Source organism: Pseudomonas sp. NPDC086278 (assembly GCF_050280905.1).
In the GTDB taxonomy this organism is placed as follows: Bacteria; Pseudomonadota; Gammaproteobacteria; order Pseudomonadales; family Pseudomonadaceae; genus Aquipseudomonas.
Genome location: NZ_JBNNWE010000082.1, coordinates 1 through 14020, shown reverse-complemented (window position 1 = coordinate 14020; position 14020 = coordinate 1). Strand labels below are relative to the sequence as shown.

The window sequence follows — 14020 nt, the reverse complement described above, 5'->3', positions numbered from 1 at the left end:
TTGACTGTATACGCGTCTTCAGCTATTCCATGCGCGTATTTTTTTTACAAGCGCAGTCACCTGCTCTTCCAGTTCTGGGCGAAATGACAGGTTTTCTTTGGTCAGATACTCTGCGTATGCAAAAGCTTTGCTATGTTTGTTGGTGTAGTCTTTCGCGCTCGATATCTTATTGGTCCTGAGATAGTCTTGGATCGCTTCATATTCCCCTATCTGTGAAAGCGCAGTTTTGCCGTGTGCCTCTTCGAAAGCTTCCTTAGGTATGTAGTTCTCAATTTCCTTGCAACGAGTAACCCAAACAATTGCTCGCGTATCGGCCACTTCTCTAATAAGCTGGGCTACACGCGGTTTTAGAGATCCGCTCGAATTTTTTCGATCACTATCGCAAACGAATGCGAAGTTTCGATTTATTCTAAAGGCATTTACGGCTTCTCTCGTTTCACTATCTGCTAATCGAGCGTCAATGTTCGCAAGCACGCTTCCTCCGTAAAATACAAACTGATAATGCCGCCCTTCGCTGAGTTCGTCATTACTCCATAAGTCGATCCATTTTTTTAGAAATACACGGTCTGATGGGCCTTCTACCCAGATTAATCCGTTTGCTTGTAGTAAATCGCTCGCTCGCACCCCAAGATCATCTAATACTCCGTGGCCGACAGCATCTCCTGTATAGGTATTACCTATAACACCGTCTTCGCCTCGCGTTACATGTAGAATCTGTGAGTGTTCTGAGTGTCCAAAAATATCGATTGCAACATTTGAATGTGTCGTAAGAAAAATATGACAGTTATTTACGAGTGCGAATTCCTCTAGGTAAATGAACAGGTTTCTCTGTAGGGCGGGGTGAAGGTTGTTTTCAAGCTCTTCTAATGAAAATATGTAATGTTCTACTGGCCTATTTTCAAAGTTTGGGCGTATTAATAGGTTAAGCAAAGTAAGTATTACCGTTTTAAGACCGCTTCCTGATGCAGATAAAGCAATCGGGCCTTTGCTAACTTCGCCTAAGAATATCTCCCACTGGTTTGAGTTCGAATGGAAGCGTGTAGTTATTTCATTGAATACAATATCAGGGGAGAAAATTTTATTAAGAGCTGTGAGAAAGGTGTTCTGGATCAAAGATCTTTCGAACCCTACGTGTTGGAGGTATTTATGGATAATTTTCGTTGCACCTATGCCGCCGCTTGAAAGCGACACGCTATCGTCTATGCTCTCAGGGCTTATATCTCGGTCTGCATCGAGCTTTATATGCTTGAGGGAGCGTAATGCTGAAGTAGGGCGTATGCCAGATATGTATCGCAGTTCTATTTGTGAGCCTGTTGCATTTGTGGCTACAAATTCCCATGTTTTTTCGGCTATTTCTTTCCATGTGAAAGAGGCACCAACAAACTTTGCTCCATGGTCTTCCCAGTGGTCGCCGCCCAATTCACCTCTGGATGTGTTTGGTTGAAATACTTGCATTAATGATTTGTCATCTAACGGTTGCGTCATTTCAACTGATGAAGCGATGTCAACATAGTCAGTGCGGTCTTTGCACAAGAAATCCAGTGCGTGTAGCAGTGCTGACTTTCCGATATTGTTTCGACCGACTATAACGTTGATTGGTTTTATAGTGGTAAAGCCAGCGCCGGTAGGGCCGAAACTTTTGTAGTTTTTAAGATGAAAGCCTGTGTCTATAGTCATGTGGTGCCCTCCTGGCGCTATCGCACTTGTACCTGCAATCCCGGTAATGGACTACCCATTCACTTATCAGGGTGCACCGGAAGTTTTTTCTGCCAAGCTGCTTTATTACCCGCGCGTCCGGGTACCTGCTCCAATTGATCCCTATCTCGAAGTCTATAGAATACTTCTTTCATAGTGTTTTCGGATTTGATTCCCGTGATATCACGACCTATTCCATTACTGATTTCAGGGTTTTTTTCCAGATACTCCATAACTAGCTGCTCGGGTGAGCCAAGACTTTCATGTCGTAACGTTACGAGTACGGAGTTCTCTTTTTCTTGGATGATTGGTTTCTTAAGGCGAAGTTTGTTCATTGCCTCGAAGGTTGTTCGTAATCCTTCGCCCACGTCTTTGTTTGGTGGGTTTTTGAATTTATTTATTAAGCGGACAATTTTTGGATTTCTTGCAAATTGGGTTTTGGTTGCAGTGTCTACAGTAACGTGCCCGGGAAGCCTGCCAGGGCTTTCGATTTCAATACGATTATCAAATATTCTAACCTGTACGTCTGACGCAATGCTGTAGTCTCGATGTAATACTGCATTGGTCAAAACTTCATGAAGAGCCTCGTCAGGGTACTCAATTTGCTCCAAGCCCTCTGGTCCCAATTTTTTGATTCCTTCTACAAGCTTTTTGCATGTATCAACGGAATCATAAATTAAATCGTATAAAGGCCCTTCTACTGTCATTGGATCAAAAGCTAGAAAGTCCCTCTCTCCACCATCTTTAGTCTGATAACGAAGGATTTTTACTGCTGAGCGCTTTGGAAGTATGGCTTGCGGTAAATCAGAATAGAGTAGAATTGCGGCTACCGAGGGTCTTTTTTCTTCAGCGACACGTTGTTTGGTGAGCCATTCTTCAGGCTCGGAGGATGGTAATACATTTATTAAAAATTCTAAAATTGCAAGCGAGTTACTTACTTCTTCAATTTTTGCATTCGTCAATTCATCTTCAAAGGATTTTATACCTTTATCATATTTAAGACGTTCTATCGAAGCGTCCCCGTCCACTGGTAGGTTTTGTGAGCTCCTACGGACATAAACCTTGCCGTTGGATGCACAAAGAATCTCTTGTGTTTTGAATAGTGTAAGGTGCAAAACAATTCCATTCGCTCCATCAGACAAAAGGAACTCTGCGGAATAATGATTTCCAAGGGGGCTCATTGCTTCTAAAACTTGGAAGAAGGCATTGGCCTGCTCTTGATCTGCGAACCCACGCCAAGTTCGTTGCTTTCCATTTAATCCTTCGACCTCCTCGACGCCCAGGAAAATCTCACCACCGCTAGTATTGCAGAACGCCACTATGGTTTTTGTCAGACTGGCAGGTGCTATGTCGACGCTTTTGAGGTCGATAAAGTGGCTCTCCTCTACGCTCAGTAGAGAGGCGTGTTGGACAACAGTTAGTGCTCGAACGGGGATGGCCATAGAGGAGTGCACCCTTAAAAAGAACGATCATACAACTAATCTAGAGAGAATTGCGCAGGACCGAGAGCTCGCTAAATTCAGCGAATGGAGTGCTTAGTATAGACCTATGGGCATGGACGATTTTTTGCGGAGGCTCTGTCCTTTTCACGTCGCGTCTGATCAACCGAGGTGCCCCACGCTTCAGGCTAAATGAAACGAAGGAACGTGTTGTTAAAATGAATATTGACCATCGCTAGGATTACCGGCTGCGATCCTGAAATGGCATCGAAGAGGCTTAGCCGGCGCTCGAACCCTTGAGCTTGGCCAGGCCCTGTTTGATGTAGCCGGCGTTTTCTCCAATCGTTTGCAGTGCCCCACGGACATTTTCCCCCGCCTCTGGAGCCCCCTGCTGTTCGACATGAAGTGTCAGTTCCATCAAAGCTGCTTCCAGGGCCAGCTGGTTGGCATACATCCTCTCCAGCACATCCGACAGCGAATAATCACCCGGCATGGTGTCGACCTTTTTCGGGAAAAAATACAAGCATAGTACCGGTAGTGCCCTTGTCAGGCAGGAATCGCGGGTTGCTTAGAAATTGCTACAAAGCGAAGAGACTACGGCGGATTAGCCAAGCTGGCTGGTGCGTTGGAGGAGGGCTACGCCCAATCCATCATCGGCGCCACACTGAACCGTCTGGATAGTTCAGGGCTTGTGTTTGCTGGTCTGGAGTGCGTATTTGGCAGCATTTCGGTCTACGTGTTTTCAGCATGTTTTAGGGCGTTTTCGGGCGTTTTTTGCATGTTGGTGGTACGGCGTACCACTTCCAAACTGACGCATACCACTTTCAATATGGCGACTATCAGGGCAAGAAAACTCGCGGATGGGGCTGTGAGCTACACCGCTCAGATCCGCATCAAGCGCGACGGAGTGCAAGTCTACCAAGAGCGCCGGACCTTCGCCCGAAAACAGGCAGCTCAGGCATGGGCGCGAAGCGCGGTGCTGAACTGGATGAGCCTGGACATGATCACTCGCTATCTGGAGGAAAATGGAGAAAGCGCGGCCGCTTGGGAAAACAAGGCGAGCCACGCTAAACGCCATTTCAGAATCAGACTTTAGAAAGTTGCACGATTCCTAGGTGAAAGCAGCAGTTGGTTGATTACGCACTTTGGCGTATGAGCAAAGCAGGCGGCGGGGTTCAACCGAGGCGACAAGGATGATGGCGGTACTTGACGACATCAACGAGAGGTGGGGAAAAGGTACGCTTCGTGCCGCCAGTGTGCCGAGAAATCCGGACTGGGGCATGCGGCGGGAGATGTTGAGCCAAAGCTATACGACCCGAATGGATCAATTGTGGACGGTGAGCTGTAGGTAGTTGACGGTCTGCTTTCGGGCAAAATCAGCCGTTCAATGACACCTGTCGAACTAGAGGCGATTCAGTAAAAGGATTAGCTCTGGCGATAACGCGGAGGTCGCCAATTTGCTGCAATTCTTGCTACGTGTATCGTGAGTTGCCAAATTGTCGAATATCTTCCAATACTCCTCTGATAGGAACTGTTTGTGATGGATCTTCAATTAACTCAATAAAGAGCTCATAATCAGGGACTACCTCTTTGAGATATTTTTCGACTAGCGCTTTGAGTGCTATTCGAGCTTGCTGATCGGTTAACGTTTATTCTGCGACAAAACAGCTGCCCCCCATTTAACTTTCAAGGTGTATTCAAGCTTTTGCTTCTGATCGACTCCTTCTCGTCATCACTGGTCAAGAGTCGTCAGATGCGATAATTCAGATGTGTCTACGGAGTTAAAGGGGCTATTTACGTTTACCTCTGTTTGCATTTTTCAAGCTCGTTTTGGCTTTTCAATGTCGTAGCTACGCCTAGCCGATACTTGCAGTACTGAATGACCAGCTGCCGCTCCGTCTCGCTTAGCTCACTCAAATTTTTATCATCTGATTCGTAAACGAAAATATTTTCAAACTTTATCTGAAATGTCGGGCTTTTCTTGATGAAGAATACTTTTTCCGGATAGGCATCCTCCATCTTTTCGTAAAAACCTATGTAAAGGACGACGACAAGTGTGATTGGGAAGATGATAAGCAGCGATTTCATGATGAAGGTGGCCGCAAAAGTTTGGTTTTGATTCGAAGGTTTCTCATTCCAATATTACCAGGGCAAATTTTTCCTTCGCCAGCTTGCATTGGGGAATTCACGGTGTCCGCCTAAAGTTGTCACCCTGAAAACGCTGGTCAGGGCCTGAATCAAGGTCAGAAGGTGTCGATTTGTATTGCAGGAATTTTCTGGTCCATGTTGCCGTTGATGCTTTCAAGACCCTGGCGAGCAAGAGTAACCATATCGCCACCTTCTTCGGCAGTTGTCAGGTTTCCTAGCAAGCTGGTCTATATCATTGATGCTATTTCAGGAACCACCTCCCACCTCTCCGCTGCACCGCGCACGCAAGTCCATATCATTGATGCCATTGCAATCGCTGCTGCGGCCGCTCTGCTTAGCACCGCAATAGGCTCGCCGGTCCATATTATTGATGCTATTGCAAGAACCACCTCCCACCTCTCCGCTGCACTGCGCACGCAAGTCCATATCATTGATGCCATTGCAATCGCTGCCGCGGCCGCTCTGCCTGGCACCGCAATAGGCTCGCTGGTCCATATCATTGATGCCATTGCAAGAACCACCTCCTACCTCTCCGCTGCACTGCGCACGCAAGCCCATATTATTGATGCCATTGCAATCGCTGCCGCGACCACTCTGCTTGGCACTGCAATAGGCTCGCTGGTCAAGATCATTGATGCTGTTGCAACCGGCAAACGCGTAACCGCTGAACATCAACAACATTGCAAGAATCAGTTTCATTTAACACTTCCTTGGGCTTGCCAGGACACAGCCTGGCGCTGGGTGATCCTGTTTCAATAAACATCAGGGCACGCTATCAAATTGACATCATTTGAGGAAAAAGTTCCGGAAGCGGATTGAGGGTTTCTGCAGATCAGCTGAACGTCGTCCTAATTTCACAATCACTCGATTACGGCAAGCCATGGAAACGCTGATTGTCCTGTTTAGCGGGTTTGGCTACTGAGTTCCGCTCCTCCTATACAAATCCTACCGGTGGTCGAATTGCTTCGAGCGTCCGCCTTGGGTCGATTCTGTTGAAAAAGTCGGTCTGCCCAAACTGCCTAATCATTCACTGATGAAAACGCCTTTTTGCACGCTGCTACGTGAAATCCGAGTCCGGAAGCCTTTGCCAAAAGTAAAGACTTCAATCTCGGGCGCGTACTTTTCCGATGCGCAAACCATGGCCGACTTTTTCAACAGAATCGGTCTATTGCTGCCAGCAAGCGCAGCTATGAACACATCATCATTGGGATTGCCGGGCGCCCTAAAATGACATAGAGGAGGCTTAGCCGATATTCGAAATACCTGTATCCGGATTCACGTGAATCTGTTCCAGGGTTTCTACGACTTTACTGAAGTACCTGGTAAGGACGGCTGAGGAGGCTTTTCAAAAAATGACCGCTTCAGCGACGGCCGTAGCTGCTTTTTTTGCTCAAGGAAAGGCCCTCATAAATACCAAAGTCTCGAACGCCTATCACCGCGTATAGATAAAGGATGACTAGCAGGAATAAGGAACATCGTCATAAAGCCTAAAAAAAACTGTCAGTTATTACAGTAGATCCTTTTAGCGAATGATTGGAATATTGACGCTTCTTTTCAACGTAACAGGAGCCACAACATGGCTCAGATTTCAGACGATGAATTGAGGGCTTTTCACGCCACACTCAGTGCTCTGCCGTCGTCTGAACGGCAGCGAGTATTGGATTACTTAAATGGGAAAGCAGGATTAGTGACTCCAGGCGATATCTCGAAAGTGCAAACAAATATAAAAACGATGGTCGCACAAGTTAAGCGTTATCAATGATAGGGCTTAAGTTGTATTTGATCGTTTTGGAATTTTAGAAAACCCGCCTCTCGGCGGGTTTCAATTATAACGAAGCCGCCCAGGCGAGTTTTGATCAGGATTGGGCTTGTGGGGCTTGGGTCCGTCTATGGATGACCGTTGAAGCATCAAGCAAGACAAGGGGTAGAGCGCCTATTTCATCGAAAACTCGTTCTACCTGAACCAATACTGTCGGCTGGCGAAGTTTCATAATCTTTATCCGTCTCCCCGCCTAGGATGATCATTCAAGGTGCTACTGCTGCGCTCCCAGCCCACAGGAAACTGAAAAATGATCTCGAACCTGTTCAAAATCGTGATGATCGCCGGTGTTTTGCTGTTGAGCGCTTGCTCGGGCGTCAGCACCAGCAGTTGTTATTCAGAAGACTGTCAATCCTATGACGGTCACAGCGCAAACAATCCCAACCAGTTGAAGTTTGGGGGGAGTGCGATTGGCAACAGTTTCAGCGAATACAGTTCCGGGTTGTTACATGACAACTGAGGCATCGCGCAACACTGACAATTGCGTCGGCCTACTTGCCCAGTAACTTCAGGCTGTAGATTGCCGGCGCTTGGTTATGCACAGGTGTGCAATTATCTGCTCCGCACGGTCCGCCGATTGATGAACGAGGCTATCTACTTGCGCACGGTCCCTTTGGAGGCCGAGGCCACCGTGCCGCTGCCGCAATTGATGTACGAAGAAGACCTCAACCAGCGCTGATCCGGATAGTACGAAAACAACAACTGACCATCCTTCATCGAATCAATCAGCCGATGCGCAATCGCCGGTCTTACCGCAGGGCAACCAAGGCTTCTGCCAATCCGGCCATTCGCCCGAGCCAGTACCGGGCTGACATACGGCGCGCCGTGAATCACGATCGCCCGATCCAGGGCGTTGTCATTGAAACCGGGCTCCAGTCCTTCCATGCGCAACGAGTATCCGTTCTGCCCGACGTAACTTTGCTGGGTGCGATACAGGCCGAGGCTGGTGGCGAAGCTTTCATTCTGATTTGAGAAATTGACCGCCATGTTCTCGCCACTGTTGCGACCGTGGGCGACCAGTTCATGAAACAGCAACTTGCGCTTTTTTAAATCGAACACCCATAAACGTTGTTCGGTCGAAGGCAGTGAATAGTCGATGACTGCGAGTCTTTGGACAGGCGCGGCGCCTTGAGCGATGCTGCATTGTGACGCGCGTACAGCGAGGTTGATGACTTTGGCGTTAGCACCCGGCGCTGCTTTGACGAGGGCGGCGGCGAGCGAATCGGCGTAGGCTGACGGTACGGACATTGCAGTCAGTAACAGGGCCGTTATCGAAATGCCAAAACGTAGTAGCGCCATATAGATGTCTCATGATGTTAATTTCGAGTCTAGCAGTGCGTGGGAAGCTAGCCGTTGAATGCGGGAGATTAAGGGTTATTCATGGTGCAACTCACAAGGTTATTCGTCATAAGTCGCCTGCTTTTTATAGGCTTTCTGATCAGCGGTGCAGCAGTCGGCGAAACTTCGTCGATTGAGCCGGTAATTGCGCCGAGCATCGGTATGGACGCTGCGGCGGACGACAACGTCGCTCAGGCGATTCAGGCCAGCTTTGCCCCTCTGAAAACCGCATTTCCGCCGCTGCTCACGGCAAAGCGCCATCAGCGGGTAGATGTCAGCCGGCTGGTCATGGATTTTTATACCCACCGCGCCTATCGCGCGGCGTGGAGCAATGAAAGTGATGTCGCCCAGCTGATCCAAAGCTTGAACGACACACAGATAGACGGCCTGATCCCGGCGGACTTCCATATCGACGAAATCGTCCGCACTCAGCCCTCGATGCAGGCATTGGCCGCCTCGCCCGAGCAACGGGCAGCGTTTGATATCGCCACCACGCACACCTTTCTCACGGCGCTGCTGCAATTGCGGCGCGGCAAGGTCGACCCTTCGCGTCTCGACATCCACTGGAATTTTGACTCGAATGGGATCGATCCCCGTGACGACGTCAATGCCTTCTTCGCTGCACTCGACAATCACGACGTGGCCAGCGCCTTTGCTCAGGCGCCGCCGCAAGAGGCGGTGTACGTAGGCTTGCGCCAGGCGTTGGCGCAACTGCGCGGCATTCGTGATCGGGGCGGTTGGCCGAAAGTGGTGGTAGACCACTCGCTCAAGCCTGGCATGGACGAGCCGGCTGTCGCGCAGCTGCGCGCGAGGATGGTTGCGGCAGGTTTCCTCGATCCGCGATTGATCCATGGCACCAAGTACGACGGTGCGCTCACTGCTGCGGTGAAGAAGTATCAGGACGAGCAATACCTGAATGCGGATGGCATGGCCGGGGCAACCACCTTGGCGGCGTTGAATGTGCCCGTCGACGCGCGCATCGACCAGGTGCGGGTCAATATGGAGCGGGCCCGTTGGCTGCTTTATAAGCTGCAAGGCACTTTCGTTATTGTCGACATTGCCGGCTATAAGGTGGCGATGTACCGCGATGGTCAGCCGATCTGGCGCTCCCGGGTGCAAGTGGGCAAGACGGCTCGCAATACGCCGATCTTCCAGGCGCAGATTACCTACATCACGTTTAACCCGACCTGGACCGTGCCACCGACGATCCTCAAGGAGGACGTGCTGCCGAAGATTCATGCCAATCCCGGGTACCTGGCGGCCAACCGCATCCGCGTCATTGACCGCGAAGGCAATACGCTCGATCCCTCGACTGTGGACTGGAGCAACCCGCGCGGCATCAGCCTGCGTCAGGATGCAGGGCCGGAAAGTTCGCTGGGGCAGGTGGTGATCCGCTTTCCCAACGACTACGCGATTTACCTCCATGACACGCCCCACCGCGAGTTGTTCGCCAAGACCGTGCGGGCAACCAGTTCCGGTTGCATTCGGGTAGAAAATCCGCTGCAACTGGTGGAGCTGCTGTTCAACGACCCGATCAAATGGAACAGCGCCGGCATTCAAAAGCAGCTGGCCAACGGCAGGACCGAGAACATTCGGTTGCCGGTGAAAGTGCCGGTATTGTTGGCGTACTGGACGGTGGATTTGGGCAGCGATGGGCGTGTGGCGTTTAAACCGGACGTGTATGACTACGACGCTCCGGTGTTGCGCGCGTTGAATCGACCTTCGCCAGCGCCGGTGCTGGATTTACACGCCTCGACAATGGCGGTCGGTGCGGGTCAGCAATAGGCGTCGGCCTCAAAAGGACGATTGCCGCTGGGCACGCCCGTAGACTAAGCTCACAAAAAATAAGGGTTTATGGGCATTCGCCCACGCCTGCCCTTACAGGACGAGCTTTTTGCCTATCCCTCTTCACGACCCGCACCATGCCCCCGGCGGCGCTTTGAAACGATTACCGTTGCTCAAGGCGACGGTGCTGTTTATTGCCACGGTGTGCCTGTGTCTCTGTGGTTTGCTCTATTTGCAGCTCGAACAGTCGCGTCGCCACGATCTGGAAGAAGCGCGAGTCGCGTCCTCAAACCTGACGAGGGCGATGGCGCAGCAGGCCGAAGACACGTTCATGAAAGCCGATCTGGTGCTGACCAGCCTGGCGGACTGGATTCAGGCGGACGGCTATGGCCCGGATCAGCAGCAACGCTTGCAGAAAACCTTCTCGCGAAGGGTGTTGGCGCTGAGCCAATTGCACGGAATTTTTCTATTCGACAAGCAGGGCCAGTGGATCGTGACCTCGTTCGTGGACTTGCCACGAGGCTCGGGCACGGCAGATCGGGAGTATTTCAAGTTTCACCAGCAGAATGTGTCTTCCGTCGCGCACATCGGTCCGGCGATCCGCAGTCGGCAGAATGGCGAATGGATCATTCCGGTGACCAAGCGAATCAATGACAAGGACGGCAATTTCCAGGGCGTGTTGCTGGCCGGGATCAAAATGTCCTACTTCGATCAGTTCTTCAAAAGCTTCAGCATTGATGATCAAGGCTCGATGTTTTTGGGGTTGACCGATGGCACGTTACTGGCGCGACGGCCGTTCGTGGAATCGCTGATCGGCACGTCTATGGCCAAGGGCGAGATTTTTCAGAAACTCTTGCCCAAAGCGCCCACCGGCACTGCGATGTCGCGCTCGCTGGTGGATGGCGTGGTCCGGTTGTATGGCTACAGGCAACTGGAGGGCTATCCGCTGGTAGTGTACGCCGCATCTTCCCGGGATGCGATTCTCAAGGAGTGGTACGACACCGCCTTCCAATCCAGCGTGATCGTGGCACTTGTGGTGCTGGGCATCGGATTGTTTGGTTGGGTGTTCATCCATCAAGTACGTGACGGCGGGCGGATCGAGGCTGATTTGCGCAAGGCTCAGGAAGCGCTCGAGCTGATCGCGACCCACGACAGCCTGACCGGTCTGGCGAACCGTCGCCTGTTCGAGCGGGCGCTGGATATCGAGTTTGGGCGCGGTGCTCGCCAATCGACGTATTTGAGCCTGATCATGCTCGATATCGATTTCTTCAAACGTTACAACGACGCTTACGGCCATGTGGCGGGCGATCACTGCCTGGCCGAGGTGGCTCGGGCGCTGAAGAGTTGTTGTCATCGCAAGGCCGACCTGGCCGTTCGCTACGGTGGCGAAGAGTTCGCGGTGTTATTGCCCGACACCGACATCCACGGTGCACTGGCCATAGCCGAGCAAATCCGTCGCAGCGTCATGGGCAAGAACATCACCCACAGCGGTTCGCCCACCGGTTACGTCACGGTCAGCCTGGGCTGTTACGCGTTTGTGCCGACGGGCCGCGACAGCATCGAAGTATTCATCCAGCGCGCCGATGCCGCGTTGTATCAAGCTAAACATTCGGGGCGCAATCGCTCGGCGGTATTGTCCCTGGAGGGCGGTGTCGAGGCGCTGATGCGTTCGGACCGCTGAGGCGTTTTGCACAGAGTAGTTATCCGCTGACGCCCAGGCGCTCAGCGGCCGACGATTTCCCGTCATCGGCCGCTTTTCTGCGTTCAGCCGCCTGTGCCGCCGCCGGCTCCGCCCGTTCCGCCGCCCGCAGAACCGGTGCCGCCGCCAGCGCCGGAACCCGAACCACTGGCACCGCCGTTGGTGCCGGTGCCGGAACCTGAACCGCCCGAACTGCTGCCACCCGAGGGCGCGCCAGGGGTGTTGTCGGGCGGCATGGTCGAGCCGCTGGTCGCTCCGGATTTGGTACCGGTCGCATCGGCGCCATCACCGGAGGCCGCGAACGTGGCCACGGAAGCGGCGGATAGCAACGCCGCCAGAAACAACGAAGTGATTTTGGTGTTCATCAGGATGCGTCTCCCAAAAGTGAGTCGTTACCTGATGTTGGTGTGGGGGGCGGGGCGGATGGTGCCAGTTGGATGACGAATGGTCGAAAGCGAGGCGTTATTTGAAATCAGTCAGCAGAAACTGGGTGTTTTGTTTTAGATAAGCCTCTACGTCAGCCAGTGATTGAAAATGCTCGCTGGCCGTTGTTTCGTGAGCGGCGCCGGTCGTTTTCATGATGTTGAGTTGGTAGCGCGCGTCGCCACCCGTCACTGTTGCAACGTATTTGACAGGGGTGCCGTTTTCATCGGACAGCAGGGTCATCGACAGTGAGGCGTTCTCCAGCGTTTTAGCCTGATCCTCTTTCAACCGTTTGCTGCGTTTAGCGTAATCACGGGCTTCGAGGGCGCCCGTGATTACCATGGCAACACCGACCAGTTGCAGCGCGAGCGTCGTTTTGTGCCTGCCCGATCCATACACTTCGCCAAACCAATGACCCAGTTGAGTAATGAGGTCGTCCATGTCGTTGCAGTCCTTAGCGGGGCCTGTATTCGGCCAGTTTCTTTTCCAGGCCCTGCCGAACCTGCGGCCACTCTTCATCAATGATGCTGAACCGTACCGAGTTGCGCTTGCGCCCGTCCGGCATGATCCGTTCATGGCGCACGATGCCTTCCTGTTGTGCGCCGAGCCGCAGAATCGCGTTGCGCGACGTCTGGTTGTTTTCGTCGGTGGTGAATTGCACCCGCACGCAGTGCAGCTCGTCGAAGGCGTATCGCAGCATCAGGTATTTGGCTTCGGTGTTGACGAAGGTTTTTTGCCAGCGCGCGCAGATCCAGCTGCTGCCGATTTCCAGTTTGCGGTTGAGGCGATCGATCTTCCAGAAGCGCGTGGAGCCGATGATTTCACCGGTCTCTTTGAGCACGATGGCAAACGGCAGAACCGTTCCGGCATCGCGGCCGTCGAGGGCTTTTTTCAGATAGCTGTCGACCGTGGTCGGGGAGGGCACGACGGTGACGGTCAGGTTCCACAATTCGCCATCTTCGGCGGCGTGGACCAAGGCGTCGGCATCGGCATATTGCAGCGGCCGCAGGGTGATTCCGTCACCTTCCAGAAGAGTGTGCATGGCGTGGATGATCTCGGCGGGCAGTCGGTTGGATCGGGGGGGTATTACGCCGCACTTTGCTGACGCAGTGCAACCACCGAAATGTGCAGGTGTCACACACTCAACACCTCGCTGCCAGGGCGCTCGACTGATGAAGAATTTGCGAATTGCCACCTTCAATGTCAACGGTATGCGCGCTCGCTTGCCGAATGTACTGGCATGGCTCGAGCGAGAGAAACCGGACATCGCCTGTTTGCAGGAACTCAAATCGGTGGACAGCGCGTTTCCCGCCGCCGAACTTGAGGCCGCCGGTTACGGTGCGATCTGGCAAGGGCAGTCATCGTGGAACGGCGTGGCCATTCTGGCGCGGGATGCGCAGCCGCTGGAAAGTCGTCGCGGTTTGCCGGGCGACGACAGTGATACCCATAGTCGGTATCTCGAAGCGGCGGTGCACGGGATTCTGGTGGGGTGTCTGTATTTGCCCAATGGCAATCCGCAGCCGGGGCCGAAATTTGACTACAAACTGGCGTGGTTCGAGCGGCTGATTGCCTATGCCAAGGATTTGCAGCGCAGCGAACACCCGGTGGTGCTGGCGGGCGACTACAACGTGGTGCCCACCGATCTCGATATTTACAACACGCGCTCCTGGCTCA

The 14020-nt window shown here is 52.4% G+C and carries 14 protein-coding genes and 2 pseudogenes; 7 read left to right on the top strand and 9 right to left on the bottom strand.

Annotated features, from left to right (window positions below; all coding sequences use genetic code 11):
• Nucleotides 1-18: 18 nt before the first annotated feature.
• From ACQKP4_RS21905 to ACQKP4_RS21895, 3 genes are all read right to left on the bottom strand, one after another.
• Entirely contained in the window at nucleotides 19-1677 is a 1659-nt protein-coding gene (locus tag ACQKP4_RS21905) for an ATP-dependent nuclease (protein WP_427635689.1), read from the bottom strand.
• Nucleotides 1678-1736: 59 nt separating this feature from the next.
• Entirely contained in the window at nucleotides 1737-3137 is a 1401-nt protein-coding gene (locus ACQKP4_RS21900; protein WP_427635688.1) for an ATP-binding protein, read from the bottom strand.
• Nucleotides 3138-3411: 274 nt separating this feature from the next.
• Nucleotides 3412-3627: a hypothetical protein gene (locus ACQKP4_RS21895; RefSeq protein WP_427635705.1), complete on the bottom strand. Its 216-nt coding sequence runs from the start codon at nucleotides 3625-3627 to the stop codon at nucleotides 3412-3414.
• A 336-nt stretch (nucleotides 3628-3963) separates the two neighbouring features.
• Between ACQKP4_RS21895 and ACQKP4_RS21890 the strand changes: the two are divergent.
• Nucleotides 3964-4328 (top strand): annotated as a pseudogene (locus ACQKP4_RS21890) (site-specific integrase); the annotation flags it as partial.
• Nucleotides 4316-4486: pseudogene (locus ACQKP4_RS21885) on the top strand (DUF4113 domain-containing protein); the annotation flags it as partial. The pseudogenes ACQKP4_RS21890 and ACQKP4_RS21885, both read left to right, overlap by 13 nt.
• 448 nt (nucleotides 4487-4934) lie before the next feature.
• On the opposite strand, the gene ACQKP4_RS21880 reads toward ACQKP4_RS21885, so the two are convergent.
• Complete coding sequence (locus ACQKP4_RS21880) at nucleotides 4935-5222, bottom strand: hypothetical protein (protein ID WP_427635687.1); 288 nt, start codon at nucleotides 5220-5222, stop codon at nucleotides 4935-4937.
• Between the two features lie 306 nt (nucleotides 5223-5528).
• The gene (locus ACQKP4_RS21875; RefSeq protein WP_427635686.1) at nucleotides 5529-5981 is read right to left on the bottom strand and encodes a hypothetical protein; all 453 of its coding nucleotides are present in this window, start codon (nucleotides 5979-5981) and stop codon (nucleotides 5529-5531) included.
• 877 nt (nucleotides 5982-6858) lie between these two features.
• Here ACQKP4_RS21875 and ACQKP4_RS21870 point away from each other — a divergent pair.
• Nucleotides 6859-7044, top strand: a complete 186-nt coding sequence (locus tag ACQKP4_RS21870) for a hypothetical protein (RefSeq protein ID WP_427635685.1) — start codon at nucleotides 6859-6861, stop codon at nucleotides 7042-7044.
• 307 nt (nucleotides 7045-7351) lie between these two features.
• Nucleotides 7352-7561, top strand: a complete 210-nt coding sequence (locus ACQKP4_RS21865) for a hypothetical protein (RefSeq protein ID WP_427635684.1) — start codon at nucleotides 7352-7354, stop codon at nucleotides 7559-7561.
• Nucleotides 7562-7695: 134 nt separating this feature from the next.
• Here ACQKP4_RS21865 and ACQKP4_RS21860 read toward each other — a convergent pair whose 3' ends face one another.
• On the bottom strand, nucleotides 7696-8400 hold the full coding sequence (locus tag ACQKP4_RS21860; protein ID WP_427635683.1) for a murein L,D-transpeptidase catalytic domain family protein: 705 nt from the start codon (nucleotides 8398-8400) through the stop codon (nucleotides 7696-7698).
• 81 nt (nucleotides 8401-8481) lie between these two features.
• Between ACQKP4_RS21860 and ACQKP4_RS21855 the strand changes: the two genes are divergently transcribed.
• Nucleotides 8482-10224 carry a L,D-transpeptidase family protein gene (locus ACQKP4_RS21855; RefSeq protein WP_427635682.1) on the top strand — a complete coding sequence of 581 codons (1743 nt, stop codon included), beginning with the start codon at nucleotides 8482-8484 and terminating at the stop codon, nucleotides 10222-10224.
• A 109-nt stretch (nucleotides 10225-10333) separates the two neighbouring features.
• On the top strand, nucleotides 10334-11905 hold the full coding sequence (locus ACQKP4_RS21850) for a sensor domain-containing diguanylate cyclase (protein WP_427635681.1): 1572 nt from the start codon (nucleotides 10334-10336) through the stop codon (nucleotides 11903-11905).
• A gap of 83 nt (nucleotides 11906-11988) precedes the next feature.
• Here ACQKP4_RS21850 and ACQKP4_RS21845 read toward each other — a convergent pair whose 3' ends face one another.
• The 3 genes from ACQKP4_RS21845 to ACQKP4_RS21835 form a co-directional block, all read right to left on the bottom strand.
• A complete protein-coding gene (locus ACQKP4_RS21845) occupies nucleotides 11989-12288 on the bottom strand; it encodes a hypothetical protein (RefSeq protein WP_427635680.1) in 300 nt (99 codons plus the stop codon).
• 97 nt (nucleotides 12289-12385) lie between these two features.
• Nucleotides 12386-12787, bottom strand: coding sequence for a hypothetical protein (locus ACQKP4_RS21840; protein WP_427635679.1), 402 nt, complete (start codon nucleotides 12785-12787; stop codon nucleotides 12386-12388).
• 13 nt (nucleotides 12788-12800) lie between these two features.
• Nucleotides 12801-13388 carry a GNAT family N-acetyltransferase gene (locus tag ACQKP4_RS21835; RefSeq protein WP_427635678.1) on the bottom strand — a complete coding sequence of 196 codons (588 nt, stop codon included), beginning with the start codon at nucleotides 13386-13388 and terminating at the stop codon, nucleotides 12801-12803.
• 130 nt (nucleotides 13389-13518) lie between these two features.
• On the opposite strand from ACQKP4_RS21835, the gene ACQKP4_RS21830 reads away from it, so the two are divergent.
• Nucleotides 13519-14020 (top strand): exodeoxyribonuclease III (locus tag ACQKP4_RS21830; protein ID WP_427635677.1); only part of this gene is annotated, 502 nt, incomplete at its 3' end.